This is a genomic window from Janibacter sp. HTCC2649, assembly GCF_000152705.1.
Taxonomy (GTDB): Bacteria; Actinomycetota; Actinomycetes; order Actinomycetales; family Dermatophilaceae; genus Knoellia.
The window spans coordinates 1223401-1249729 of sequence record NZ_CH672413.1 but is presented as its reverse complement, the minus strand read 5'-3'; the positions used below and the strand labels follow the sequence as shown (position 1 = coordinate 1249729).

The 26329-nt window shown below is 69.7% G+C and carries 20 protein-coding genes; 8 read left to right on the top strand and 12 right to left on the bottom strand.

Translation table 11 applies throughout. From position 1 onward, the window contains the following. The first annotated feature begins 99 nt into the window (after nt 1-99). The 4 genes from JNB_RS05925 to JNB_RS05910 are packed head-to-tail and all read left to right on the top strand — an operon-like array spanning nt 100 to nt 7713. Nucleotides 100-3276, top strand: coding sequence for an FtsX-like permease family protein (locus JNB_RS05925; RefSeq protein WP_009775512.1), 3177 nt, complete (start codon nt 100-102; stop codon nt 3274-3276). A gap of 23 nt (nt 3277-3299) precedes the next feature. Next, nucleotides 3300-6104, top strand: a complete 2805-nt coding sequence (locus JNB_RS05920; protein WP_158306123.1) for an FtsX-like permease family protein — start codon at nt 3300-3302, stop codon at nt 6102-6104. Beyond that, a complete protein-coding gene (locus JNB_RS05915) occupies nt 6101-7039 on the top strand; it encodes an ABC transporter ATP-binding protein (RefSeq protein WP_009775510.1) in 939 nt (312 codons plus the stop codon). The genes JNB_RS05920 and JNB_RS05915 overlap by 4 nt, the downstream gene beginning before the upstream one ends. After that, nucleotides 7036-7713, top strand: a complete 678-nt coding sequence (locus tag JNB_RS05910) for an ABC transporter ATP-binding protein (RefSeq protein WP_009775509.1) — start codon at nt 7036-7038, stop codon at nt 7711-7713. Before JNB_RS05915 ends, JNB_RS05910 begins: the two co-directional genes overlap by 4 nt. A 13-nt stretch (nt 7714-7726) precedes the next feature. Here JNB_RS05910 and JNB_RS05905 read toward each other — a convergent pair whose 3' ends face one another. Next, the gene (locus tag JNB_RS05905; RefSeq protein WP_009775508.1) at nt 7727-8704 is read right to left on the bottom strand and encodes an acyl-CoA thioesterase II; all 978 of its coding nucleotides are present in this window, start codon (nt 8702-8704) and stop codon (nt 7727-7729) included. A gap of 38 nt (nt 8705-8742) precedes the next feature. Continuing rightward, entirely contained in the window at nt 8743-10200 is a 1458-nt protein-coding gene (locus JNB_RS05900) for a PLP-dependent aminotransferase family protein (protein WP_009775507.1), read from the bottom strand. 61 nt (nt 10201-10261) lie between these two features. Here JNB_RS05900 and JNB_RS05895 point away from each other — a divergent pair, with 61 nt between their 5' ends. Continuing rightward, nucleotides 10262-11014 (top strand): YitT family protein, encoded by a 753-nt coding sequence (locus JNB_RS05895; protein WP_040883625.1) that lies wholly within the window; start codon nt 10262-10264, stop codon nt 11012-11014. Nucleotides 11015-11018: 4 nt separating this feature from the next. On the opposite strand, the gene JNB_RS05890 is transcribed toward JNB_RS05895, so the two are convergent. Further along, nucleotides 11019-11786, bottom strand: coding sequence for a sugar isomerase domain-containing protein (locus tag JNB_RS05890; protein ID WP_009775505.1), 768 nt, complete (start codon nt 11784-11786; stop codon nt 11019-11021). Between the two features lie 74 nt (nt 11787-11860). On the opposite strand from JNB_RS05890, the gene JNB_RS05885 reads away from it, so the two are divergent. Then, a complete protein-coding gene (locus JNB_RS05885) occupies nt 11861-12853 on the top strand; it encodes an N-acetylglucosamine kinase (protein WP_009775504.1) in 993 nt (330 codons plus the stop codon). 43 nt (nt 12854-12896) lie between these two features. Here the strand turns inward: JNB_RS05885 and JNB_RS05880 are convergent, their stop codons facing one another. Together JNB_RS05880 and JNB_RS05875 are read right to left on the bottom strand one after the other, a co-directional pair. Further along, nucleotides 12897-15014, bottom strand: a complete 2118-nt coding sequence (locus tag JNB_RS05880) for an ATP-dependent DNA helicase RecQ (RefSeq protein ID WP_040884284.1) — start codon at nt 15012-15014, stop codon at nt 12897-12899. A gap of 60 nt (nt 15015-15074) precedes the next feature. Beyond that, a complete protein-coding gene (locus JNB_RS05875) occupies nt 15075-16466 on the bottom strand; it encodes a serine hydrolase (protein ID WP_009775502.1) in 1392 nt (463 codons plus the stop codon). 34 nt (nt 16467-16500) lie between these two features. Here JNB_RS05875 and JNB_RS05870 point away from each other — a divergent pair, with 34 nt between their 5' ends. Together JNB_RS05870 and JNB_RS05865 are read left to right on the top strand one after the other, a co-directional pair. Continuing rightward, the gene (locus JNB_RS05870; protein ID WP_009775501.1) at nt 16501-16974 is read left to right on the top strand and encodes a thioesterase family protein; all 474 of its coding nucleotides are present in this window, start codon (nt 16501-16503) and stop codon (nt 16972-16974) included. Continuing rightward, nucleotides 16971-17627, top strand: a complete 657-nt coding sequence (locus JNB_RS05865) for a hypothetical protein (RefSeq protein WP_009775500.1) — start codon at nt 16971-16973, stop codon at nt 17625-17627. The genes JNB_RS05870 and JNB_RS05865 overlap by 4 nt, the downstream gene beginning before the upstream one ends. Before the next feature lie 57 nt (nt 17628-17684). Here JNB_RS05865 and JNB_RS05860 read toward each other — a convergent pair whose 3' ends face one another. The 7 genes from JNB_RS05860 to pepN form a co-directional block, all read right to left on the bottom strand. Beyond that, a complete protein-coding gene (locus JNB_RS05860) occupies nt 17685-19082 on the bottom strand; it encodes an MFS transporter (RefSeq protein ID WP_009775499.1) in 1398 nt (465 codons plus the stop codon). Between the two features lie 4 nt (nt 19083-19086). Beyond that, complete coding sequence (locus JNB_RS05855) at nt 19087-19902, bottom strand: glycerophosphodiester phosphodiesterase family protein (RefSeq protein ID WP_009775498.1); 816 nt, start codon at nt 19900-19902, stop codon at nt 19087-19089. 4 nt (nt 19903-19906) lie between these two features. Next, nucleotides 19907-21661, bottom strand: coding sequence for a glycoside hydrolase family 13 protein (locus JNB_RS05850; protein WP_009775497.1), 1755 nt, complete (start codon nt 21659-21661; stop codon nt 19907-19909). A 111-nt stretch (nt 21662-21772) separates the two neighbouring features. Continuing rightward, nucleotides 21773-22276 carry a pyridoxamine 5'-phosphate oxidase family protein gene (locus JNB_RS20330; protein WP_009775496.1) on the bottom strand — a complete coding sequence of 168 codons (504 nt, stop codon included), beginning with the start codon at nt 22274-22276 and terminating at the stop codon, nt 21773-21775. Nucleotides 22277-22355: 79 nt separating this feature from the next. After that, nucleotides 22356-22799 carry a globin gene (locus tag JNB_RS05840; RefSeq protein ID WP_009775495.1) on the bottom strand — a complete coding sequence of 148 codons (444 nt, stop codon included), beginning with the start codon at nt 22797-22799 and terminating at the stop codon, nt 22356-22358. Further along, nucleotides 22796-23722 carry a mechanosensitive ion channel family protein gene (locus JNB_RS05835; protein ID WP_009775494.1) on the bottom strand — a complete coding sequence of 309 codons (927 nt, stop codon included), beginning with the start codon at nt 23720-23722 and terminating at the stop codon, nt 22796-22798. The genes JNB_RS05840 and JNB_RS05835 overlap by 4 nt, the downstream gene beginning before the upstream one ends. Beyond that, nucleotides 23719-26277 (bottom strand): aminopeptidase N, encoded by a 2559-nt coding sequence (pepN, locus tag JNB_RS05830; RefSeq protein WP_009775493.1) that lies wholly within the window; start codon nt 26275-26277, stop codon nt 23719-23721. Before pepN ends, JNB_RS05835 begins: the two co-directional genes overlap by 4 nt. Nucleotides 26278-26329: the final 52 nt, after the last annotated feature.

Here is a 26329-nt window from a genome sequence, read left to right as displayed (position 1 = left end):
CGGAATCGATCGACGGCGTGAGCCTTCACGGGCGTTGCGCAGAAGTAGGTTGACGGGGATCGGCCGGTAGGGCGGCCAGGGCGGCAAGGAGGCCGGGGGATGGGTGTGCTGACGCTGCTGCGCCGACGCCTGCGTACCCACCCGCTCGCCCTCACTGCCGTCGTCGTCGCGGCACTGATGTCGATGGTCGTCGTCGCCACCCTGCAGCTGCTGTCCGGGGCGATCTCCGATGCGGGGGCGCGGTCGAGCCTCGGTGCCGGACCATCGGGCACGGTTCTCGCCGACAGCACGGTGAGCGTCAATGCGTCCATCACCCCCGCGTCCCTGCCTGCGGCCGATGCCGTGGTCCGTCCCCGGCTGGAGTCGCTGGCCGATGACGTGACGGTGAGTCGCGTGGCCTATCCGACAGCCCGGGGCATCCGTGGCGGTGACGCGCGGGCCCGCGTCCAGCTCGCCGACATCACCGGGTTGCAGGAGCACACGGACCTCGTCGAGGGGCGATGGGCCAGGCGCACCGCCTCGGACTCCGTGATCGAGGTGGCCCTACCCGAACAGGCGGCGTCGGCGCTCGGGCTCGCCCCGGGCAAGACCCTCGTGCTCCGAAGCCTCACGAACGAGGCCGACCCCGACCTCACCGTCACCATCGTCGGCACCTACCGGGTGCGGGACCACTTGGCGGCGATCTGGCTCGATGACCCCCTCAGTCCCGTCGGTGTGAGCGCGACCGACTACACGACCTACGGCCCCTTGGTGCTCGCGCCGGGCGTGTTCGAGACGGGGCTGGTGGGCAAGACCCAGATCACCTGGCGCGGCGCGACCCGCTTCCAGGAGGCGACGGCGGCCTCGGTCTCGGATGTGCGCGCCTCGGTCACCGAAACCCTCAGGCAGCTGCGGGTTGACGTCGGGGACAACCGTGACGCGGCGCCCGGGTCAGCTGCTCCGGCGTCGGCCGTCATCAGCGGCGGTCGCGTCGAGACTGGTCTGACCGCACGCCTCGATGCCGCCTCGCTCGTCGCCGCCCGTATCCGGGCGTCCCTGCTCACACCCACTGTCCTCCTCATCCTTCTCGGTGCCGCCTCCCTGGTCATGGCGGCGCGGCTGCTCGCGTCGTTGCGAGCGGAGGAGACCCGGCTCATGCGCACCCGAGGGATGTCGACGAGCCAGGTCGCGTTGTTGGCGTGTGCTGACTCCGGACTCATCGTCGGGACAGGGGCTGTGGGTGCGCTCGTCCTGGCGCCCCTGTTGACCCGTGCCATCGGGCGAGCTGCGGAGGTCGAGCTGAGCGCCGGGACCTACACCGACGCCCTGCGCAACGGACAACTCTGGGTCGCCCTCGTGACCATGGCGCTGCTGGCCACCCTCGTCGTGGTCGTGACCAGCGCACGCTCGGGCACGAGCACCGACCCGGGTCGGGGGCCCTCCGGTGCGGGCGGTCGCACTCCGGCGGCGCTGCAGTTCGCCTCGGGGTCCGGCCTCGATCTCGCCCTCGTGGGCATCGGCGTGCTCGCCGTCCTGCAGCTGCGCCGCTATGACGTCGCGGGATCCACGACCGTCGACCCCCTGACGATTGCGGCGCCGGCGTGCGTCATCGCCGGGCTGGCTGTCCTCTGCCTGCGACTGCTGCCCGGGGCCACCCGCCAGGTCGAGCGGGTCTCGGTGAGCCACGTCGGACTCGACCGGGCGTGGGGCGCGTGGCAGCTGTCGCGACGGCTCGCTGCCCAGGGAGGCACCATCCTGCTCATCCTGTTGTGCGTGGCGATGGGCGGGCTGGCACTGGCGCACGTCGCGACGGCCAACCGCGCGCTCGCCGACCAGTCGGCCTTCGAGACAGGTGCCCCGGTCCGGATCGACACGATGGTGGGCCGCGTCCTGGCCGAGCAGGCTGCAGGCGGAGCGGCCAGGGCCATGCCGGTGCTGCGTGAGAGCGAGGACCTGCGGACCGTCGAAGGTTTCACCGTTCTTGGAGTGGACGCCTCGCGGGCCGGTCGCATCGTCGAGCCGCGGCCCGACACGCTGGCAGGAGGCACGTGGCCTGAGCTCATGACGGCCCTGGCGCGTGAGCGTCCGACGCCGGCGACCGTGGCCCTGCCCGCGGACACCAAGGCGTTGACGTTCAGGATCAGGATCGTTGCCAGGGCTGGTGACGCCGACTTCATCAGGACCTTGAGCGGCACGGGTCAGCTTCTCCTGCGCGACGGCCGAGGGATGGTGACGAGCGTGGCCGCAGGGCAGATCACCCGGGTGTCGACCGCGACCCAGATCGACCTCCCCCAGGGCGATCTGGCCCTCGCCGAACCCGTGTCGATCATCGGGTTCTCCACCACGCCCTTCGGCCTGGGCGATCTGGGACCCACCAACATCGTCCTGGGGCTTGAGGTCACCGACCTGCGTGCCGATGGTCGCACCGTGGCGGGGACCGACCAGCTCACCGACCAGTCCCAGTCCGCCGACCTGAGACTCACCACGGCTGCGTCGAAGGCCACCCACCTTCCGGTCGTGATGACCCGGGCTCTGGCCGCTGCGCTGGACGTTCGCGTCGGTGGGACCTTGACCCTGCCGATCCGGGGCCGGTCGGTGCCTGCCCGGGTCACGGGCCTCATGGACTCGGTCCCGACAGCGGCCGATCCCACGAGTGCCGTCCTCTTTGACCTGCCCACCCTCTATGCCACGACCGACCGCCCAGGGGTCGATCAGGGCTGGCCGACGATCGTGCCACCGCCTCGGGAGTGGTGGCTCGCGCCCTCGGACTCCGCAGCGGCGGCCAAGGAGCTCCGCGGAGTGGGGGTTCGGCCCGACGCGGTGGTGGTGCGCGCCGAGGTCGAGGCCTCCCGACGGACCAATCCCGTGAACGCCGGCATGCAGGGCGCGATGCTGCTCGTGACCGGTGCCGCGCTCGTGCTCGCCGCGGTCGGCTTCGCCGCGACCACAGCGTCGCTCGCGCGAACCCGCCACCACGAGAACGCCATTCTTCTGGCGTTGGGTATGCCGCCCGCACGAATCCGTCGTGTCCTCACCCTCGAGCGCATCAGCGTCGTCGTGCTCACCGTGCTCGTGGGCGTCGCCATGGGTGCGGCGGCCGCATACGTCGTCGTGCCCTATCTCGTGGGCGGTGACGGACACGCCCAGGTGCCCGAAGTCCTCGTCGTCATCCCGTGGGGGAGGATCGCCCTGCTGGCCGGCGCGGTCACGGCTGTCCTCTCGGCGATCGGCGTCCTGGTGTTGCGACGCACCGGTTCTGACCTGGCCACGGAACTGCGGATGGGGGAGTCGCGATGACCGGCCGGCACGAGGCCTCGAGAGTGCGCACGCTCAAAGCGCTGTCGCTCGTGTGGCGGGGAGCGCGGACGACCGCGCTCGCCACCGTGCTCTTCGCGCTTCTCACGGCGACCACCACGGCCTACCTGGTGGCGGCACCGCGCCTGCAGGACACGGCATACGACAAGGCTCTCGGCGACGAGCTGCGGGCGGCGGGCCAGCTCCAGCGTGACATCAGCCTGTTCCTCAACCCTCGCGACCTGGGCGCGTTCGTCCCTGAAGTGGAACCCGAAGGTCCCGGGGACGGCTTGACGGCTCCGTTCGGCCTGGTCGAGTCCTCGGCAGAGGGAGCCATGGGTGCGGACGCCGGCCTGGTGGACGAGGCGGTGGTCGCCGCCCAGACCGAACCGTTCGCCGTCTCGCCCGAGGGTGGCGGGAAGCTCCCAGGGCCTCCCGAAACCGTTGTGCGAGTGCAGGATCGGCTGGACGAGCACGTGACGTGGACATCGGGCGCGGCCCCGGGGAAGCCGAGCGAGACCCGCACTCTCACGGTCGGGAAGGTGACCCGACCCGTGCACCTCCTGCCCGTGGGCGTGGCGCAGGCCGTCGCCACCAGCTTGGGGATCAAGGTCGGCGCGGCGTATGAGCTGTTCCCCACCGGCGAGTCGAGCCAGGTCGGACGCGAACCGATCTTCGTCGTCATCGCCGGCACGTTCGAGCCCGTCAATCGCCGGGATCCCTTCTGGGACCCCGAGGGCCGCATGCTCGGAGTCGCATCGATCCCGTCGCCCCAAGGCGGCGCCGTGCGCCAGGGTGCGCTGGTCATGCCGGTCGAGAGCTACCCCGCCCTCACGGACAGCCTGCGCCGAGGTGAGACCCCTGATGTTGCGCCGATGGGCAGTCCGCTCCTCACGCACTCCTGGCGCTACACCGTGCGCGAGGACCTGGGGCAGGCCGATGCCGCGCGCGTCTCGCGGATGGCCTCACGGCTCGACATCGACCCCAACATGACGCGCCTCCCGGAGCGTGTCCGCCTCACGACGGACATCCCCTCGCTCGTGGATCGCTACCAGCGCTCTCTCGCGAGCACAAGTGTCGTGACGTCGTTCGCGACGGCGGGAATCACGGCTCTCGCGGCGATCGTCCTCATGCTCACAGCCCTCGTCGCGACCGCCAGTCGGCTGCGAGAGCTCACCCTGCTGGCGGCGCGCGGAGCGTCGACGCAGCGCGTCCTCGTGATGGCCCTTGCCGGTCCGATGGCCTGGGGCGTCCTCGCAGCCGTTGCCGCGGCTGCCCTCACCATGATTCTCGTGGATGGGGTCACGCCCCTTGTGTCGTGGGCGCAGGTGGCGTTCGTCCTGGCTGCGCCGGCCGTGGCCATCACGATGTTGGTGCTGGCGACGGTGCGCTCTGCGGTCAACACGCGAGTTGCTGCCACGACGAGGCGGGTCCGGTCGGCGCAGCGCATCGTTGCGGAGCTCGGGCTCGTCGTCCTGGCGGTCCTTGCCATCTCGACGGTGCGTGCCCGTGGCGACGTCATCTCCGGCGGACAGACCGACTGGTATGCCGCCCTGTCGCCCGTGCTCCTCGCCGGCGCTGCCGCCGTGGTCGCGTTCCGGGTTCTCCCCGTGCCGATCCGGGTGCTTTCGCGGTTGGCCGGTCGCGGTCGCGGCTACGTGAACTTCCTTGGCCTCGCGCGTTCGTCGCGGGCGAGTGCCACGGCGGGTCTGCCGTTGCTGGCACTCGTGGTCGGAGCCACCGTCATCACGGTTGTCGCCACGATTGCGGCCACCATCGGTGAGGAGCGCTCCGTGGCCGCCTACCGCACGGTGGGTGCCGACGTGCGCGTCGACGGTGTGCGCATCGATGACGCCGACCTGGCCGGACTGCGCCAACGCCCCGGCGTGACCGCGGTTGCCGGTGCCTACGTCGACCGCGACGCGCAGATCGCCGGAGCCATCGTCTCGACGGGACGGGAGGCTCAAGATGTCACCGTCATCGGCGTCGACCCGGCGCAGTTCGCCACGGTCCTGGCTGGGTCGCCCATCGCCGTGTCGCGCGTTGGCGCTGAGGCCAGTGAGGGGCGAATCCCGGTGCGGCTCAGTGCAGGTGGATCGGTGGGCGACGAGATCGAGCTCGTGGTGCGTGGCATCCACGTGCCGGTCACGGTGACCGCAGTCGACCCCGGGCTGGCTCGGATCAGCTCCGGTCGGCTCACGGCGACCGCACTCCTGCCCCTCGACGCGCTGCAGGCCGCAGTGCCGTTGGCGCAGCGCAACACGGCATACGTCAAGGCGTCCCCGAAGGGGAGTGCCGCTCTCGTGGCGGCGGTCAGCGACGACCGAGCCGCGATCGGTGAACTCGTCACGGGAGCGACGTCGGCGCATTCCTTCGCGGCAGCATCGGCGACACGTTCGCTCCCGTCCTTCGTCGCCCGCAGCTATGGCGTCGCCGCCGCACTGGCTGGACTGCTCACCTTCCTCGCGGTGCTGCTGCTGCTCGTGGCCGGTCGTCCGGAGCGTCGCCAGTTGCTCCTCCGACTGCGGACGATGGGTATGCCGCGTCGCGCCGAAGCGCGGCTGCTCGCCGTCGAGACCCTGCCGCTCCTGCTCACGGCGGTTCTCGTCGGTGCCGCAGTTGGCGTCGCAGCACCGCTGCTCGTGTCCCGCGCGATCGACCTCGGTGGCTACACGGCCGGTCCTCGGCCCGACCTCACGCCCAGCTGGGCTGTGGGTGGACTCGCAGCACTGAGTGCGTTCCTGCTCGCCGTCCTTGCCCTTGTCGTCGAAGAGATCCGAACCCGCCGTGCCTCGCTCGCCGAGCACCTACGCGCAGGAGAGAACGCATGACCCTCCCCGGAACGAGGCCGGTTGCTGATGCCGGCGACGCAGTGGAACTCGATGTCGTGTGCGATGGGCTCGTGCGCATCTTCACGTCCGAGGGGGTGGAGGTCGTCGCGCTGCAGGGACTCGACCTCGAGGTCCGACGTGGTGAGCTCATCGCCGTCGTCGGTGCGTCGGGATCCGGCAAGTCGACCCTGCTCAACATCCTCAGCGGGCTCGACGTGCCCAGCGCTGGCTCGGCCTCCGTGGCCGGGCACGACCTGCTCACCATGGGTCGGGCCGAACGACTGCGCTATCGGCGCACCACCGTGGGCTTCCTCTACCAGCAGGCGACGGCCAACCTCCTGCCCTACTTGTCGGCCATCGAGAACATCGAGCTGCCGATGGTCTTCGCGTCGAGCCAGAAGGGCGAGCGCGCCACGCGTGCCCGCGAGATCCTCGACGTCCTCGGGATAGGGGAGTGCGCGGACCGCAAGCTGGGCGAGCTCTCCGGCGGGCAGCAGCAGCGGGTGGCGCTGGGGGTGGCGCTGGCCAATCGTCCGAGGGTGCTGCTCGCCGATGAGCCCACGGGAGAGCTGGATTCGCGCAGCAGTGATGAGGTCTTCAGTGCGATTCGCAGCGCCAACGAAGAGCTGGGGACAACGGTCATCGTCGTCACCCACGACACCCAGGTGAGTGACCAGGTGACCCGGACCGTCGCCATCCGGGACGGTCGCACGGCCTCCGAGGTGCGCCGCCACGTGACCCGCGACGCCGATGGCGGAGAGCTGGTCGTCAGTCAGGAGTACGCCGTGCTCGACCGGGCCGGTCGGCTCCAGCTGCCGAAGTCGTTCGTCGCCGCGTTGGGGATGCGCGAGCGCGTTCGGCTCGAACTCGAAGGGGACCACATCAGCATCTGGCCCGAGTCGCCCAGTGAGGGCCGGACAGGGGACAAGTCATGACAACGGCATACCTCGATGTTGCCGACGTGAAGCGGACGTTCGGGTCTGGCGCGACCACCGTGCACGCACTGCGTGGAGTGTCCCTGACCGCGGAGCCGGGTGAGGTCGTGGCCGTCCGCGGGCGTTCGGGATCGGGCAAGACCAGCCTGCTCAACATCATCGGCGGACTGGACCGGCCGGACTCCGGAACGGTGCACATCAATGGGGTCGACGTGACCGGTCTGGACGACGACGAGGTGTTGGCACTGCGGCGCACCTCGGTCGCCTACGTGTTCCAGTCGTTTGGTCTCGTGCCCATCCTCACGGCGCACGAGAACGTCGAGATTCCGTTGCGGCTCAGGGCAGTTGACACGGTGGAGCGTGAGGCACGCGTGACGGAGGCGCTGGAACACGTGGGCCTCACGAAACACGCACGACAGCGACCCGGGCAGCTGTCGGGCGGTCAGCAGCAGCGGGTGGCGCTTGCGCGCGCCCTGGCGTCCCGGCCCGGGCTGTTGCTCGCCGACGAGCCCACGGGCCAGCTCGACTCGGAGACCTCACGCGAGATCATGGAGCTCATCGTCCGGCTGGCCAAGGAGTCAGCGATGACCACGATCGTCACGACCCACGACCCGGTCCTGTTGTCCCTGGCCGATCGAGTCGTGGAGATCGCCGACGGAGCCCTCACCAGCTGATCCGAGGTGTGGGTCAGCCGAGGTCGTCGCGGACGCGGAGCATGCCTTCCTGTGCGACCGATGCGACAAGGGTGCCGTCAGCGGCGAACATCCGGCCCATGCCCAGACCTCGCCCACCCTGGGCCGAGGGTGACTGCTGCGAGTAGAGCACCCACTCGTCGGCTCGGACCGGGCGGTGGAACCACATGGCGTGGTCGAGGCTGGCGACGTTGAGACCGCCGCCAACCCACTGGCGGCCGTGGCGTCGCAGGACCGGCTCGAGCAGGGCGTAGTCCGACGCGTAGGCGAGGACGGCCGCGTGCAGCAGCGGGTCGTCGGGCAGTTGCCCGATCGCGCGGATCCAGACGTTCTGGTGCGCCACCTCCTCCTCGCCCGGTGCCAGGAAGAGGTTGCCCTCGACGTGGCGCTGCTCGATCGGCCGGCCGTCGACCATGTGCTTGGCGCCCGGGTGGTCGATGCCGCCGAAGGTGTCGGCGAGCGAGGGGATGCCCTCGGGCCCGGGCACGTCCGGCATGTCGTCCTGGTGGTCGAGGCCGCCGGACGGCTCCTGGAACGAGCAGCTCATCGACAGGATGGGCTTGCCGTTCTGGATGGCGTGCGCGCGGCGGGTCGAGAACGAGCGGCCGTCGCGCATCTTCTCGACGGAGAAGTGGATCGGCTGGGTGTCGTCACCCGGGCGCATGAAGTAGGCGTGCAGCGAGTGGATGGGGCGCGGCGGGTCGCCCTCTGAGGGTGTGACGGTCCGGCCGCACGCCACCAGCCCCTGGGCGAGGACCTGGCCGCCGAACACCCGCCCGTGGGGCATCTTCTGGCTCTGGCCGAGGAAGAGGGTCGTCTCCTCGGCGAAGGTCGCGGGGGCAGGGAGCGTCCCGCCGCCACTGGTCTGACTGCTCGTGACCGTGACGTCGGCGGTCCCGATCTCTTCGAGGTCGAGCACCCGGAGCAACTCGGCCAGCGCGGGCGGGATCTGGTCGTTCGCGGCATCACTCACAGGCGTCACCCTAACGACGTGGGGCGCTTCGTCCACTCTCAGGCCACCAACGGGCCGTGGGGGTGTTCGGCCCGCCCGCGGCGACCCATCGCGGTGCCTGAGGCAACTCGACCCAGCGCGCGTTCGAGGCGGGCCACGGCCTCGACCAACTCGTCGGGTGGGAGCACATAGGGCAACCGGATCCACCGGTCGAGGCCGCCGGCAGCAGCGAACCGCGGGCCGCTGGCGATGAGCAGTCCTTCGTCCTCGGCGGCGAGCGTCACCTCGGCCGCGATCGGGTCGGGCAGCTCGATCCACAGCGACAGTCCGCCGCTCGGCAGCACGAACCGCAGGTGCGGCAGGCGCTCACGCAGGGCTCCGGCGAGGGCGTCACGGCTGGACACGAGGTCGTGGCGACGGTCGTCCGTGATGCCAGCGGCCACCTGCATGAGTTGCAGGAGGACGAGCTGGTCGATGACGGGAGCGCCGATGTCGAACGGGACCCGAGCGGCCGTCAGGCGTTCGAGCATCGACCCGGATGCGCGAATCCACCCGATCCGCAGGCCGCCCCAGTGCGACTTGGAGGCGCTGCCGATGGAGATCGTGTCGGCGTGGTGGGCTCCGAAAGGCAAGGGCATCGGACCCTCGTGGTCCAGTGAGATCTCGACGACGGTCTCGTCGACGATGGCGGTGATTCGCTCTCGTGCCAGCGCTTTTGCGATGACGGCACGCTGCTGGTCGGACATGAGGTTGCCCGTCGGGTTGTGGAAGTCGGGAAGCAGGATCGCCGCCCGCGCCCCCGAGGCACGGATGGTCGACGCCATGGTCGCGACGTCCCAACCGGTCGGCTCGACGGGGACGGCGGCGATCCTCGACCGCAGCTGGGTGAGGGTCGGGAAGATGTTGGGATAGGTCGGCGTCTCCATGACGACGGCGTCGCCGGGGGAGAGGAGGGCCCGTGCCGCGATCGCCGTGCCCACGACGGCACCGGTCGTCACGATGACCTCGTCGGCGCTCGTGGGCAGGCCGCGCTCGGTGTAGCGGGCCGCGATCGCCTCGCGCAGCTCGGGCACTCCGTTGAGCAGGTAGCCGCTGCCGCTGAGGTAGCCGGGCGACGCAGCGATCGCTGCCTCCGCCGCCTGGGTCATCCCGACCGGCGCGCGCTGCGCGGCGCAGGTGAGGTCGATGGTGCCTGCCGGGACCTGGGCCGACATGTGCAGCCCGGTGTCCCGCCGCATCGCCCCGGCCGGGAGGCTGGCCACGCTGCCGGAACCGCGGCGGGAGGTGAGATAGCCGCGATCGCGCAACACGGCATACGCGCTGCTCACCGTTGTGCGACTGAGGGCCAGCGCACTCGTGAGGTCACGTTCGCTCGGAAGTCGCGTCCCGACCGCGATGCGGCCGTCCGCGATGAGGAGCCTGAGTGAGTCGGCAACCACTTGGTATGCCGGGCCGTCACCAGACGTGGGACCGATGAGTTCCGCGGTGCGGACGGCGGAGAGCACGGGAGCAACCATGAGGCCACTGTCCCACAAGTGGCCATGGATCAAAGGGCCACTTGTGGAGCACGATGGAGCCATGAGCCCGATCCAGACCCTCCGTGCCGGCGCCCGACGCCGCGTGGAGCTCGTCCCTATGAGCCCGATGCAACAGCTGCGTGCCGGCCGGACCGTGCGGCGAGTGAGCCAGCTCCTCGTCGGGCTGTGGCTCTATGGCACGGCGATGGCGATGTTCATCCGGGCGGAGCTGGGGCTGGATCCGTGGGACGTCTTCCACTACGGCGTGCAGCAGCACCTCGGGCTGAGCTTCGGGACCATCGTCGTCATCGTCGGTGGGTTCGTCCTGCTCCTGTGGATCCCGCTCAAGCAGTGGCCCGGCCTGGGAACCATCGCCAACGTCTTCGTCATCGGCATCGCCACCGACGTCATGCTCGCGGTGCTGGACGCGCCGTCCGAGCTCTGGCTGCGGTGGGTGTTCCTGCTCGGCGGGATCGTCGTCAACGGCATCGGGGGAGCGATGTACATCGGCAGCCAGTACGGCCCCGGCCCGCGTGACGGGCTCATGACCGGGCTGGCCCATCGGACCGGTCTGTCCATCCGGTTGGTGCGCACCGCTCTCGAGGTCTCGGTGCTGGCCATCGGTTGGCTGCTCGGTGGCGTCGTCGGGCTTGGGACCGTGCTGTATGCCCTGCTCATCGGTCCCGCGGTCCAGGCCTTCCTGCCGCTGCTCACCGTGCGACTGGCGACGCCACCGTTGGCGCCGTCGGGGTCATCCTCACCTTCAACGGTGGACGATCAGCAGGACTTGGCTCCGGAGGAGTTGGGTCACTAGCTCCTCAGAAGGACTTGATCCGCGAGCCGTAGAGGTCCTGCAGCACTCGGTTGTGTTCGTCGCCTCCGGGGATGTTGGCCGAGAGGAAGACCGGCGGCACTTCGCCGGCCTCGACCATCTTGCTGACGACGCCGACCGTCAGGGCCTGGCCGATGTAGGTCGCGGTGAGGGAGGAAACGGCACCGACCTTGATGCCCTCGGCCAGCTCGAGGGTGGCGTCGCCGAACGGGGCAAGGTTGTCGATGACGACATCCGCGATCTCCGACAGGCGCTTGCCGCTCGCGTGCTTCGGCTCGACGGCCCGGGTGTGTTCGAGGCTGGTCACGGCGATGACCTGGTGACCGCGCTCCTTGAGCGCCAGGGCCATGCCGACGATCGAGGAGTTCACCCCGGAGTTGCTGGCAATGATGAAGACGTCCTGTGGGTGGATCTCGGTGTGCGCGAGGAGTTCCTCGACCACAGTGGGGTCACGCTCGAGCTCGGGCTTGAAGAGATCCTCACGATCGCGGCCGCCGACGAGGACCACTTCGCGCAGGGTGATCCGTCGGGTTGGGATGAGCCCACCGGCCCGTCCGGCGATCTCCATCGAGAACCCTTCGGAGTGGCCGGTCCCGAACGCCTGGATCACGCCGTTGGAGCGCACGCACTCGGTGAGCAGGTCGATGGCCCCCTGCAGGCCCCCGGCCGCGACGAGCTCCTGAAGTCGGGTGAGCCGACTGTTGATCTCCTTCGCGAGATCGGCCTGGGCTGTGTGCGGAGTGCTGGCTGGCATGGATGCGCTCTCTCGTCGTAGGGACCTCTGCACACTGATGCTGCCATGGCGGCATGAGGCGGCAAGATGAGCCCGTGATCCTTGTTGCCGTCGACGCCGGAGGGACCCGCACCCGGGCCTCCATCGTGCAGAACTCCTTCGAGAGCACGGGGGTTGGTCTCGCGGGCCGGGGGAACCCGGTGTCCGGTGGCGCAGACGCGGCCTTCGCGGAGATCGCTGCCGCCATCGGAAGGGCTGCCGCTGCGGCTGGCGTCTCGCTCGCGGAAGTTGACGCCGTCACCCTGGCCAGTGCCGGTGGGGCCGCGTTCGAGGAGGGCTTCCTTGCCCAGGCATTGGCCGGGATCGGGATCACGGCACCGTGTGCGCGCAAGGGCGATCTGGCGGCACTGTTCGCCTCCGGCACTCACGAGACCTCGGGCTACAGCCTCGTCGCCGGGACCGGTGCCACGGCCGTGCGGATCGTCGGCAACGTCGAGGTGCAGACGATCGACGGTCTCGGCTGGCTGCTGGGGGACACCGGATCCGGCTTCTGGATCGGGCACCAGGTGGCGCGGGCCGTGGCGTCGGCTCTGGATGGCAGGACTTCGACCTCGATGGTCGGGCCCGCCCTTGAGGTGCTCGGGATCGAGCCCGACCTGGCGCTGCGGGCCAGTCGCCCGGTGGCGAGCCACGAACTGATCAGGGTCGTCTATACGCAGTCACCGTTCGTCCTGGCGGCGCTGGCTCCGGTCGCCTTCCTCGACGACCACGATGAGGTGAGCTCCGGGATCGTCGAGGCTGCGGCACACGGTCTGGCGCAGGCCGTCATCGACGTCCACTCCGATGACGTCCAAGGACCACTCGTCCTCGGGGGTGGTGTGATGGCCGGGCAACCGCGCCTGCGCGAGCGCACCATGGCTGCCCTGACCGCCGCGGGCCTGTCCTTGCCGGTGATCGATGCCGCAGATGGGCTCGTCGGCGCCTCGGTCCTCGGACTGCGCGATGCCGGCGTCACGGTTGATGCCGCAGCCTTCGAGACCGTGAGGTCGGCAACGGCCGCACAGCTGGTCCGAGCCACCGCGCGCTAGGTGTGCCAGGGGCCAGCCCGGTCGATGGTCCCGAGCGGGTGGCTCAGCCGTCCACGGCCAGCGCGAACGGCAGGACCGCGTCGGCCCCCGCACGCCGCAGGGCGCGAGCCGCCACGGTCAGCGTCCAGCGTGAGCTGACGAGGTCGTCGACGAGGAGCACCGGGCCACGAACCCCGGCCAGTGTCTGCCCCAGCTCGGGCCCGACGACAACGCGCTCCCACACCCCAGCCAGGCGGAAGGCACTGTTGCCGCCCGGCTCACCCGTGGGGCCGCCGTGCTCGAGATCCAGGGTGCCGAGCAAGGGCAGGCGCCCGATCTCGGCGAGGCCCGCGGCAAGGGACTGCACGAGCTGAGGATGGCTGCGTGAGGGCATCGCGACGATGCCGGCAGGACGTTCGGACCAGCCCCACTCGGCGAGGACGCCGACGCAGGCGCGGAGCAGCTCCGGTGTGGCGGGAGCGTCCTCCCGCAGGACCTGTCGCAGGCGATTGCCCCAACCGAGATCGCTCAGTCGGGCCAGTGCACGACCACCCGACATCGCCTCGTCCGGCGAGATCTTGCCCTTGACCGGCACGCCGAGCCGGTCCATTCCGGTTGGCCACTGCGCACGCGAGTCGAGGTCGACGCCCACCCGAGCCAGCCGCTTGCGCGCGGCACCGATGACGTTGTCGGGCACGTCGGTTGCGTACCAGGGTCCGGCGCAGCCGTCGCACTTGCCGCAGGGAACGGCCGTGTCGTCATCAAGGGTGCGCTGGAGAAAGGCCATGCGGCACTCGGTGGTGAGCTCGTAGTCGAGCATGAGCTGCTGCTCGTCGCTGCGACTCTGAGCGACCCGGGCGTAGCGCTCGGCGTCATAGGTCCACGGCTGCCCGGTTCCGGTCCAGCCGCCCTGGACCCGAGTCACGGCTCCATCGACGTCGAGCACCTTGAGCAGGAGCTCCAGGCGAGTGCGGCGAACGTCGACGATCGTCTCGATCGCTGCCGTCGACAGGGGCCGTCCCGCTTCGGCGAGGGCGGTGAGCACGGCGTCGGCCTGCTCCTGGCGCGGCATCGACACCGACGCGAAGTAGAGCCAGATGTCCTTGTCCTCGGGCCCGGGTAGGAGCAGGACGTCGGCCCGGTCGGTGGCGCGTCCCGCACGACCGACCTGCTGGTAGTAGGCGACGGGCGACGACGGCGCACCCAGGTGCACGACGAATCCGAGGTCGGGCTTGTCGAAGCCCATGCCGAGCGCAGAGGTCGCCACGAGCGCCTTGACCTGGTTGTCGCGCAGTTGACCTTCGAGGCGCTCACGGTCGGCGGGGTCGGTGCGGCCGGTGTAGGACGAGACGCGGTGGCCGGCTTCGGTGAGCGCAGCCGCCACCTCCTCGGCAGCGGCCACGGTCAACGCGTAGACGATGCCGCTGCCCGGCAGCTCATCGAGGTGCGCGAGGAGCCAGCCGAGCCGCTGCTCGGGCGACATCGAGCTCAGCACTCCGAGTCGCAACGAGTCACGCGCCAGGCCGCCCCGCACGGTCAGGACATCACGTCCACCGACACCCAGCTGCTCGACGACATCGGTGACGACGCGGGCGTTGGCGGTCGCGGTCGTCGCGAGCACGGGCACGTCGGCAGGGAGTTCGGTGAGCAGGTCTCGGATGCGTCGGTAGTCGGGGCGGAAGTCGTGGCCCCAGTCGGAGACACAGTGCGCCTCGTCGACGACGAGCAGTCCGCAGCGGCGTGCGAGGTCGGGGAGCTGCTCGTCGCGAAAGCGCGGGTTGTTGAGTCGTTCGGGGCTCACGAGCAGGACGTCGACCGAGTCGGAGGCGAGGGCCTGGCGCACCTCGTCCCAGTCCTGCGCATTGGCGGAGTTCATGGTCACCGCGTGGATGCCGGCTCGCTGGGCCGCCGCGATCTGGTCGCGCATGAGCGCCAACAGGGGCGAGATGATCACCGTTGGTCCGGCACCCTGGGCCCGACGGAGTGCCGTGGCGACGAAGTAGACCGCCGACTTGCCCCAGCCCGTGCGCTGGACGACGAGGACACGCGAACGATCAGCCACGAGTGCGGTGATTGCCTCGAGCTGCCCGTCGCGGAAGTCGACGTCGTCGCGACCGACGAGTCGCCGCAGGGCGGTCGTGGCGTCGGTGGCGAGGGAGGTGGTCTCAGATGCGTTCGTCATGGTCACCCCACCGTAGGCGGGTCTCCCGACACGGACTCAGCCCCCTGTGGACAACTGCCCTCAGCTCCAGCCCTGCTCGTCGACCCCACCGGGCACGTCGGCCTCCGGGTCATAGGGAGTACGAGTGAACCGGAACGTCGCCAGGTCGAGGTGCGACACCGACCCGTCGCCGCGACGCAGCACGCGCAACGGCTCGCCCGTGTAGTAGCCGTCGAGCCCCACCCATTCGTCCCAGCCATCGCCCACTCGTCGGAAGCGCGATCCGCGACCCGCCCCAGGGGTCCCCAGCACCAGGTGCTCTTCCACGAAGCTTGCGGTCACTGCGGCCGGTCCCCAGTGCCACATCCCCGCCAGCCCGAGCCCGTCCGCCGAACCAGAAGCAACCCACGGCGTCACCGCAGGCGCCTCGAGCTCGCGCATCGTCCGCAACAGCTCCGTGTGCATCGGCCTGAGTCCGGCGCTCGCGGTCGTGTTGCTGAAGAGCACCACCCCATCGCCGGCCTCACCCGCAGGACCCTCACCTGCATCGGCGTCGAGGCGCACCCTCAGCGTCGCGAGGAAGCCGGGCATCGAGCCCCCGTGTCCCGCAGACCGCGCACCCAACTCGTTCCACACCTGCCAGCCGAGTCCGTGCGCGCCGGTCCACGCCTGTCCGGGCTCGTCGACGACGTGGTGCGGTTCGACCATCTCGGCCAGAGTCTCCGCCGACACCAAGCCTTCGGTCCGTCCACCCAAAAGTGCCGCCCACTTGGCCAAGTCGTTCACGGTCGTCCAGAGCTGTCCGGCGGGTGCCATCGCGCCAGCATCATGCTCGGGCTCGGCGAGCAGCACATCCGCGAACGGATGCACCGCCAACCCCTGGGCCGCCGCACCCGAGGGCCGCAGCGTCGTCCGCGTCATGCCCAACGGCTCGAGCAGCTCGTCACGCACGACGTCGAACCACGGCCGTTCCTGGACCACCTCGAGAAGGCGACCGAGGGCGGCATACCCCGTGTTGGAGTAGTGGAAGCGGCGGCCGGAGCGGAACCGTGTCCCGACGCCGGACGCAACGAGCGCCTCCCAGTCATCGCCGGGCGTGCGCTCCCACCAGTCACCCGACGACTCGGCCTGGACCCCGCCGGCGTGGGTGAGGAGCTGCTCGATGCTGACGTCGTCGAGGGCGCTGCCGGGCACGTGTGCCCCGAAGCGGTCCGACAGGTCGAGCCGGCCGGCGTCGCGCAGCCGCAGCACCGCCACCGCGACGAACGTCTTGGTGATCGACCCCATCCGGAACTGCGTGTCCGCATCGACGGCCGCCCCGTCCGCGCGACCATCCACCGTGCCAACCGCACCGGACCAGACGAGCTCCCCGCCGCGCACGAGTCCCGCTGCGACAGAGGGCAACCGGTGCTTGCGCTGACCGGCTGCGAGGATGTGGTGCAGGCGTGCAGAAGACGACGTTGAGAGGGGCATCCGCCCACCCTAGATCTGCTGCCAGACTGGGGGCATGTCGCAGGTCGAGCCCGTCCCCGAAACCACGCGTCCATATCGCACCGAGGTCCCGCTCCGGTGGTCCGACATGGATGCGTACGGCCACGTCAACAACGTGCAATATCTCCGGCTCCTCGAGGACGCCCGCGTCATCGGCTTCCGCGAGTGGTTCGGGGAGGACCGTTCGCTCCTCGACGCTGGGGTCGTCGTGTCGCGCCACGAGATCGAGTACCTCGCACCGCTGACCTACCGACCGCAGCCGATCGAGGTCGACATGTGGGTCACGAGCGTCCACGGTGCCGGATTCAATCTTGGGTATGCCGTACGCGATCCCGAGTCTCTCGGCGAGACCGTCTATGCGCTCGCCGAGACTGGCCTCGTCCTCTACGACTTCAAGACCGCGAGTCCGCGTCGCCTCACCAAAGACGACCGGGCGGTCCTCGCGACGCACGCCGGCGATGCCGTGGCCTTCCGTTGGTCGCGCCGGTGAGCACGGTGGTCGCCTCCGAGCTCGTGCTCGCCGATGCTGAATCCCTCCAGGACCTTGGCCGGTATGCCGCCCGCGCCCGTGCGCTCGACGCCGACGGTGCCGTGCGACTTCAGGCTGTCGGGCTGGTCCTCGCGTCGTGGGTCGGGGTGTTGCCCGGGTCGGGTCTGCTCAGCACCGGGGTGACGATCGGGCTGCGCACGTCGTCGCTGGCTGAGCCGGCTCAGCTCGACGTGTTGGTCCCGCTCGCGTCGGTGAGTGACCGGGTCGCGCGGCCGGGGGAGCGGGCCGTGCTGCCCGTCCCGCCGATGACGGTGTCGGCTGCGTGGGCGGCCGTGTCGCCGCCTCGTTCCGGGTGGCAGCCGCTCGGTGTGATCGACTCAGAAGCGTTGCAGCGCAGCGCATCTGAAGGTATTGCCGAGGTCGCCGACGGAACTCCTGCCGGTGCAGGTGCTCCCGCTCTTGCTGCTTTGCGCGAACAGGTGTGGCGCCGACCGATCGCTGGCACGACGGACGAGGCGCCGGTACCTGCGGCGCTGGCGTTCGCGGCATACGCTCTCGGATTCCTCACGCCGGGCGCGGAGGCAACCGTGGCCACAAGCGGCCGCTGGACCCGCCTCACCACTCCGGCCGGTCACGCCCTTACGCGTTCCTGACGTGATTGATGGGGCCAAAGGCGCGACATACCGCGCCTTTGGCTCCATCACGTTGCGTCAGGTGCGGATGCGGCGGCCGGCGACGATGACGAGGGTGGCGACGACCGATGTGCCGAGCCACATCGCGACAAAGGCGGGCACGTCCTCGCCGGCGCGCGTGTGCAGCGCGGCGAACACGGCACCCGTGGCGGCGATGCCGATCACCGAGCCGAGCACGTCCGACAACTGGAGGTTGGATGACGCCGACCCGTGATCGGACGGAGCGGTGAGTGACAGGGCGAGGACCGACAGGCTCGCCGTACCCATGCCCATCCCCATTCCAGCGACGGCGAGCGGCGCCGCGATGAACCACGGCCACCAGCCGGCCCAGGTCACGAGCACGACCCCGGCCAGCCCAACGGCCAGCGCACCACCACCGAGGCTCACGAGCCGATCGCGCACCCCGGAGAAGCGGTCACGCCCCTGGATCCACGACCCCAGCGACCAGCCGATGGAGCCGATCGCCAAGACGGACCCGGCCTGGGCCAGTGAAAGTCCGCGTTCGCCGGTGAGCATGAGCGGGATGTAGGTGATCGTGCCGAAGAACGCACACGGCAGGAAGAAGCGGCTGATCATCACGGACGACAGCCCGCGTCGCATTGTGAACGTCCCCGGAGGCAGCAGCCGAGGTGCGCATAGGAACACCCCCACGAGCCCGACGAGCGCCGCGACCGTCTGGGCCGACCACGTCAGCTCGAGTTCGTGCGTGCCCCACTGCATGACGCCGGCGGACACCGCGATGCCGAGCCCCAGCCAGGCCGCGCGCACGTGCGTGCCGTGGTCACGGCTCGAGGCGTCGACGGTTGAGTCAGCGGCGCGGATCTGGCTCCTCCGGATGAGCAGCACGACCAGGGCCACGGCCACCGGTGCGATGACCATCCAGAAGACCCAGCGCCACGACCACGTGCTCGTCACCCATCCGGCGATCACCGGGCCGATCAGGGAGGGGAGAACCCACGCAGCGCTGATGACGCTGAACACCTTGGGCCGCAACGCTTCGGGATAGGTCCGCCCAATGAGGACGAAGGCGGCGACGAAGGTCAACCCAGCCCCGAGCCCCGCCACCGCTCGCCCCACGAGGAACGGCGCGAAGTCCGTCGATGCCCCACAGATCGCACAGCCCACCGCAAACAGACCCTGCCCCGTCAGCAACGACGGCAGGGACCCGGAGCGGTCGCACCACACCCCTGCCAGAACGATGCCGAGCAGCTGGGTGGTGAGCATGACCGAGAACGCCAACCCGTACGACCGGACGGCATCGAGCTCGAGAGCGACCTCGGGCATCGCCGTCGAGACAGCCATGCCCTCAAAGGCGATGACCGAGATGAGTGAAAGAAGTGCCAGGGTGAGAGCGGCATACTCCGGTCCGAAGACGCCTCCGCGGGTCGGTGAGGTTGTGCTGTTCGGCGCCGACACCGGGTCAGGCGGCCGGGGTCAGTGGGTGGCCGCGTTCGGCCAGCACGTCGCGCAGCCTGGCGATGTGATCGGTGACGATGCCATCGACACCCATGTCGAGGAGGCGGTGCATCTCGGTCGTGGACTCGTCGCTCCACGAGTGGAACCACACATGCACCTGCTTGCCCAGACGATGGGCCACCGACACCAGCTGCGGTGTCACGAGCGTGATCTCGCGTCCGCGCATGCGGTGAGCCACCGGGATCTGGAGCACCGGCGCGGGCGTGTGCAGCCACCGCGACAACGGCCCGGGGGCGTAGCGCAGCGCACCCGTTCCGACCTGCCCCGCAGCCGTCGCCAAAGAGTGACCGAGGGCCCGCCGAGCAGCGCGCACCCGCAGCTCGCTGAACGACGCGATGCACACGCGGTCGATGGCGTTGTGCCGCCGAATCGTGCTGATCGTCGGGTCGAGTGCGGCGTCGGCCTTGATGTCGATGTTGAGGCGCGTCGTCGGGAACTCCTCGAGCAGCTCCGTCAGCAGGGGGACGGGGTCGGTGCCGTTGATCCGCGCCTCGCGCACCGCGGCATACGGGAGGTCAATGATGGCTCCCACGCTGTCCGTGGTGCGGTCGAGGTGCGTGTCGTGGAAGGCCACGAGCTCCCCGTCAGCGGTGGCGTGGACGTCCGTCTCGAGGTAGCCATAACCCATCGCCACGGCACGACGGAAGGCACCCATCGTGTTCTCGAGACCGACATTCGGCCCGTATGCCGCACCGCCACGATGTGCCATCCCGATGGGTCCGACGTGGTCGAAGTAGGCGAACTCCGATGCCCGTGCCATGGCGTCAGATCCTTGCCCAGACGGCGACGTCGGTCGGAACGTGCCCTTCAGTGGTGAGGTCCTCGGACTGGTGGGTCACGACGGTGCCTGCGGGCAGGACCAGTGGCTCCGCGCCGAGGTTGACGAGGACGAGCGTCCGGCGCGAGTCGTCGGCGGACGCGTTGACGAACGCGATGACGTCACCACCGGAGAGCTCGTGCCAGGCGGCCGAGCCCAGTCCGAGACCGGCCTCTCGCCGTGCCGCCAGCATCGAGCGATAGAGCTCGAGCGTGGAGCCGGCGACACCGGCCTGCTGGTCCACGGCATACGCGCCGTAGGACTCGGGCTGAGGCAGCCACGTCCTGTCGCTCGGCCCGAAGCCCAGGCTGGGCGCATCGCGCACCCAGGGGATCGGCACCCGGCAACCGTCGCGCCCGATCTCCTTGCCCTCGGTGCGGTGGAACGTCGGGTCCTGACGGAACTCGTCCGGCATGTCGGTCGACTCGGGGAGCCCGAGCTCCTCGCCCTGATAGATGTAGGCGCTGCCGGGCAGGCCGAGCATCAACATCGTGGCCGCACGGGCCCGGCGCAGGCCGAGCTCGGCATTGGGCTGGGCCTGGTCGGCGGCGATGCCGTTGGGGCGCGGCAGGGACTGGTCGAGGCCGAGCCGGGACGCGTGACGGACCACGTCGTGGTTGGACAGCACCCACGTCGTCGGAGCGCCGACCGCATCGTTCTCCTCGAAGGAGGTCGTGATGACGTTGCGGAACCGTTCGGCGTTCCAGTGGGTGTCGAGGAAGTCGAAGTTGAAGGCCTGGTGCATCTCGTCGCTGCGGACGTAGCGGGCCAGCTGGCTCTCCGGCTTCACCCACGCCTCGGCGCACAGAATCCGCTCGGGAGAGGGCTGCTTGTCGAGCAGCGACCGCCAACGGCGATAGATCTCGTGCACGCCTTCTTGGTCCCACATCGGCGGCTTGGCGCCGGGGCCGGCCTCGTGGACGCGGATCGGCTCGTCCTCGCCCGAAGGCAATGCGGCGTCGGAGTTGTCGAGCATCTGGAGCGGGCCGTCCCAGTCGGGCAGACCTTCTTCCTTGACGAGGCCGTGGGCGACGTCGACCCGGAAGCCATCGACGCCACGCTCGCACCAGAACTCGAGGATCGACGCGAACTCGTCGCCGACCTCGGGGTTGGTCCAGTCGTAGTCGGGCTGGGTGGTGTCGAAGATGTGGAGGTACCACTGGCCGGGCGTCCCATCAGCCTCCGTGACGCGGGTCCACCCGTTGCCACCGAACACGGACGGCCAGTTGTTGGGCGGCTCCTCGCCGTTCTCGCCCTTGCCCTCGCGGAAGATGTAGCGACCCCGCTCGGCGCTCCCGGGCTCCGCGGCCAGCGCCGCCTGGAACCACTCGTGCGCACTCGAGGAGTGGTTCGGCACGAGGTCGACGATGACCTTGAGCCCGAGGTCGTGGGCACCGGCGATGAGGGCGTCGGCGTCGTCGAGCGAGCCGAAGATCGGGTCGATGTTGCGGTAGTCCGCGACGTCGTAGCCCGCGTCGTGCATCGGCGAGACGTAGAACGGTGACAGCCAGATCGCGTCGACGCCGAGGTCGCGCAGGTAGGGGAGCCGGGCCGTGATCCCGGGCAGGTCGCCGATGCCGTCGCCGTCGGAGTCGGCCCACGACCGCGGATAGATCTGATAGATCACGGCGTCGCGCCACCACGGCGCGTCAGCCGGGTCGGCGGGGTGCAGTTGGGCGGCGGCGGTGGTGTTCTGAGTCACCTACCCCATGCTTCCGTATGCCGTCCGCCCGCGACATCCCCACCCCTCGACTTCGTGCCCCGCACGGACGGCGAGCGTCAGCGAGTGGTCCGTGCCGGGCACGAAGACGGCTCAGGGGTGCACCAGCTCGCGGTGGTCCTCCGCGCGGCCGTGGCGGGGGCAGGGCTGTCGGGGTCCACGCGGGCACAGCACCCAGACCTGGCTCGCCCGCATCCGATAGAGCCGGTAGGGAGACTCGCCAGTCACGTCTTCGAGGGCCATGACGCTGCCACCACGCGACGGCGGACCAGGATAGACACGCAACCCGTGCTCCAGCTCGGTCTCGTCGACCACGGCAGCCGTGCCCACGGCATACAGCGCACGTCCGTGGTACGCCGGAACGGTCGAGTCGAAGACGACGAGGCTCACCTCGGGGTGAGCCTCGACGTTGACCGAATGGAGCGAGGCCCGGTTCGACACCCAGTAGAAGTCGGCGAGCCCGTCGGCCGCCATGTAGACCGGCGAGGTCCACGGTTGTCCATCGGCCCCAACAGTTCCGAGCGTCAGGTAGGCATTGCGCTCGAGCAAGGACTTCGCATGGTCGGGGAGGGGTGCGAGCAGCGACTCTTCGGTCATGCCACCAGTCCTACCCCATGGCAGCAACCTGCTGCGGGGAGCGCAGGCGAGGTGTCCGTTGGGGGCACGAAGTTGATCGTCAGAGGGTCGGGCGTCCCTCGGGGTCTACGGGGGAGGAGGACGGGCCACCGGCCGATGGCGCCAGCGTCGGCGCCTCGTCGGTGTTGACGAGCATGTGCGCCGCGCGCATGAAGTAGTCGCGCATGGCCTCGGCGTGGGCCTCGGGCAGGTCCAGCGTCTCCATCGCCGAGATCATGTGCCGCATCCACCGGTCGCGCATGTCGAGCGTCACCGGGTAGGGCGCGTGCCGCATCCGCAACCGCGGATGGCCGCGCTCCTGGCTGTAGGCGTTGGGTCCACCGAAGTACTGCTCGAGGAACATCCGCAGCCGCCGCTCGGCCGGGGCGAGGTCCTCCTCGGGGTAGAGCGCCCGCAGCTCGGGGTCTGCCGCGACACCGACGTAGAACGCGTGGACGAGGCGCTCGAACGTCGCAGCGCCGCCGACCTCTTCGTAGAAGCTCACGGTCGGGGCCCTCCGAAGGGGTTCATCGGCGGTGCCTTGACGCCAGCGACGTCGAGGGCCGACTTGATGCGCTGTCGCAGCTCGCGCTGGATGTCGACCTTGTCGCTCGGTGATGCCTCGGCCAGGACCCGCAGCGTCATCGTCTGGCCGACGATGGATTCGATGCCGGCGACCTTGGGGGTGTCGAGCAGCCGCCCCTCCCACGCCTTGTCTGCGGCCATCGCCGCAGCCGCGTCGCTGATGACGGCGGTGACGTGAGCGACGTCCTCGTCATAGGCGACGGGCACGTCGACGATCGCCGTGGCCCGGTGCTGGCTGAGGTTGCCGATCCGGATGATCTCGCCGTTGCGGATGTACCAGGTGACGCCGTTGGCGTCGCGCAGGCGAGTCACCCGCAGCGACACCTCCTCGACGGTGCCGATGGCCTCACCTGTGTCGATGACATCACCGACGCCGTACTGGTCCTCGAGGATCATGAACACCCCGGACAGGAAGTCCTTGACGAGGCTCTGCGCACCGAACCCGAGAGCCACACCCCCGACACCGGCCGAGGCGAGCAAGGGGCCGAGGGGAATCCCGACGAGCGCCATCACCGTCAGCATCGCGACGAGCCCGACGACGAACGTCACGCTGCTGCGCAGCAACGACCCAAGGGTCGCCGTCCGCTGCTGGTGGCGCGCTCGCGCGGTCGCCGACGCCTCGGCGAAGAGCCTGCCGGTCAGGGAGCGGTCACGCCCCTCGTCGTCGCGCGCGGTCGTCTTGGACGTCATCGTCTTCACGACGCGCGCGATGAGCCGGTGCAGCAGCCAGCGCACGATGACGGCGAGGGCCAGCGTGAGCAGGATCCGCAGACCGTCCGTGAGCAGCCACTCCTGGATCCGGTCGGCGGTCACCAGGGTCTTGGCGAGGTCGGCTTCGGTCATGCCTGGGCGTCACGCTCCTGCGCCGCGAGGGCGCGCGTCATGGGGTCGCGGTTCTCGGCGACGATCCGGCGCAGCGCGTCAGGGGAGTCGGTGTTGGCATCGAGCCAGGCCTGCGTGGCGTCACGCAGCTCGACCGAGGCCAGACCGCGCGGATAGAAGCCCACGACGATCGACTCGACGAGCGCCATGGAACCCTTGTCCTGCAACGACTTCAGCACATCGTGGTAGCGAGCGACGAACGGCTGGAGCGCGCTCACGTCACCCGTGCGACCGAAGCCGAGACTGTAGGCATCGACCATCGAGTTGGACAGACCGTCGTCCTCGATGGCGGCCTTCCACGCCGCCTCCTTCGCCTCTGGCGTGGGCACCGAAGCGCGTGCCCGGGCTGCCCGCTCGCGACCTGTGGCCGTGGCGTCGCGCGTCAGCTCGACATCGATCTCACCGTCCTCGAGGGCGTTCGCCCCCGCGAGACCGGTGAGCAGCGTCCACCGCATGTCCGTGTCGAGCGTGAGTCCGTCGAGGCTCTCGGTGCCCGAGAGAAGACCACGCAGGTATGCCGTGTCGTCACCCGTCGTGGTGAAGCCGGCTGCCGTGGTGACGAGCTGGAGCTGGGCATCGCTGCCGGGCGCGGCCGACTTCGCGGCATCCCAGAGCTTGGCGAGTGTCGAGCGCCGGGTCTCGTCACGGTTCTCGGGAGCCACATAGAGGTTGACTGCCCTCGAGAGCTGAGCGACCAGGGTGCGGATGAGGGTCGAGTCGGACTCGCCGGGCAGGACCTCGAGCACGAGGTCGGCGAAGGTCCGGGCGCTCATCTCGGCGTCGCGGGTCATGTCCCACGCCGACGCGAGGACGAGGGACTTCGGGAGCGAGCTCTCGAAGCCACGCACGTGCTCGATGGCGGTCGAGAGGGAGCGCTCGTCGAGACGGATCTTGGCGTAGGTGAGGTCGTCGTCGTTGACGAGGACCAGGTCGGGCTGCTTGCGACCGATGAGCTCGGAGACCTCGGTGCGCTCGCCGACGAGGTCGAGCTCGAGACGGTCGGTCCGCACGAGACGGGCGCCGCCCTTGCCACCCAGCTCCACGGCATACAGGCCGATGGCAAGACGGTGGGGGCGGATCGTCTCGAAGCCCTTGGCAAAGGTCTGCTCGATGACCGCACCCGAGATGAGGCCACGGTCATCGACCTCGATGACCGGGCGCAGCGTGTTGACGCCGGCGGTCTCGAGCCAGGCCTTGCTCCAGGTGCGCAGGTCGCGACCCGACGTCGCCTCGAGGTCGTCGAGGAGGTCATCGAGGGTCGTGTTGCTCCACTTGTGCTTGGCGAAGTAGGCGCGCAGCCCGTCGCGGAACGGCTCGCGCCCGACGTAGGCGACGAGCTGCTTGAGGACGGAGGCGCCCTTGGCGTAGGTGATGCCGTCGAAGTTGACCTCGACGTCCTCGAGGTCGCGGATCGGCGCGACGATCGGGTGGGTTGAGGAGAGCTGGTCCTGGCGGTAGGCCCAGTCCTTCTCGTGGGTGCCGAAGGTCGTCCAGGCCTCGGTCCACTGGGTGGCCTCGGACTGGGCGGTCGTCGACGCCCACTCGGCGAAGGACTCGTTGAGCCAGAGGTCGTTCCACCACTTCATCGTGACGAGGTTGCCGAACCACATGTGGGCGAGCTCGTGAAGGACGGTGAGGCCACGGCGCTCGATGAGGGCGTCGCTGACCTTGGAGCGGAAGACGTACATCTCGTTGAACGTCACGCAGCCGGCGTTCTCCATCGCACCCATGTTGTATTCGGGCGTGAAGATCTGGTCGTACTTCTCGAACGGGTACTCCTGGTCGAACTCGGCCTCGAAGAACGCGAATCCGCGCTTGGTCAGGTCGAAGAGGTTGTCGGCGTCGAGGAACTGCGTGAGCGACTTGCGGCAGAAGATGCCGAGGGGGACCTCGCCACGGCGGCTCGTCAGCGAGTCACGCACGACGTCGTAGGGACCGGCGACGAGTGCGGTGATGTAGCTCGAGATCGGCTCGGTGGGCGTGAAGGCCCACGTCGCGACACCGTCGCGGTCGGTCGGCGTCGACTCCGGCGTGGGGGAGTTGGACAGCACCTGCCAGTGGCTCGGGGCCGTCACCGTGAACGTGAAGCGCGCCTTGAGGTCGGGCTGCTCGAACACGGGATACATGCGACGCGAGTCCGGGACCTCGAACTGGCTGTAGAGGTAGACCTCGTCATCGACCGGGTCGACGAAGCGGTGCAGGCCCTCGCCCGTGTTCATGTACTTGCCCGTGGCCTCGATGCGCAGTTCGTTCTGTGCCGCCAGCCCGCTGATCGAAAGACGGGACCCGTCGTATGCCGGCTCCACCCCTTCGCCGTTGAGGGTCACCTTGTCGATCGACTCACCGAGGAAGTCGACGAAGGTCGCGGCTCCCTCGGTCGAGGTGAAGGTGATCGTGCTCGTCGTCGCGAAGGTCGTCTCGGACGTCGTGAGGTCGAGCTCGACGGCATACGACTGCACCGAGACGAGCGCGGCGCGCTCCTCGGCCTCGACGCGGGTGAGGTTCTTGCCGGGCACGGCGGATCTCCTGGTGTGCGGGGGTACAGAATCAGTTGTGGAATCGCGTTCA

What these genes read in the sequence shown, in the direction of transcription:
- JNB_RS05925 (WP_009775512.1), top strand. Translation starts at nt 100, where the DNA reads ATGGGTGTGCTGACGCTGCTGCGCCGACGCCTGCGTACCCACCCGCTC.
- JNB_RS05915 (WP_009775510.1), top strand. Translation starts at nt 6,101, where the DNA reads ATGACCCTCCCCGGAACGAGGCCGGTTGCTGATGCCGGCGACGCAGTG.
- JNB_RS05910 (WP_009775509.1), top strand. Translation starts at nt 7,036, where the DNA reads ATGACAACGGCATACCTCGATGTTGCCGACGTGAAGCGGACGTTCGGG.
- JNB_RS05900 (WP_009775507.1), bottom strand. Translation starts at nt 10,200, where the DNA reads ATGGTTGCTCCCGTGCTCTCCGCCGTCCGCACCGCGGAACTCATCGGT.
- JNB_RS05895 (WP_040883625.1), top strand. Translation starts at nt 10,262, where the DNA reads ATGAGCCCGATCCAGACCCTCCGTGCCGGCGCCCGACGCCGCGTGGAG.
- JNB_RS05890 (WP_009775505.1), bottom strand. Translation starts at nt 11,786, where the DNA reads ATGCCAGCCAGCACTCCGCACACAGCCCAGGCCGATCTCGCGAAGGAG.
- JNB_RS05880 (WP_040884284.1), bottom strand. Translation starts at nt 15,014, where the DNA reads ATGACGAACGCATCTGAGACCACCTCCCTCGCCACCGACGCCACGACC.
- JNB_RS05875 (WP_009775502.1), bottom strand. Translation starts at nt 16,466, where the DNA reads ATGCCCCTCTCAACGTCGTCTTCTGCACGCCTGCACCACATCCTCGCA.
- JNB_RS05870 (WP_009775501.1), top strand. Translation starts at nt 16,501, where the DNA reads ATGTCGCAGGTCGAGCCCGTCCCCGAAACCACGCGTCCATATCGCACC.
- JNB_RS05855 (WP_009775498.1), bottom strand. Translation starts at nt 19,902, where the DNA reads ATGGCACGGGCATCGGAGTTCGCCTACTTCGACCACGTCGGACCCATC.
- JNB_RS20330 (WP_009775496.1), bottom strand. Translation starts at nt 22,276, where the DNA reads ATGACCGAAGAGTCGCTGCTCGCACCCCTCCCCGACCATGCGAAGTCC.
- JNB_RS05835 (WP_009775494.1), bottom strand. Translation starts at nt 23,722, where the DNA reads ATGACCGAAGCCGACCTCGCCAAGACCCTGGTGACCGCCGACCGGATC.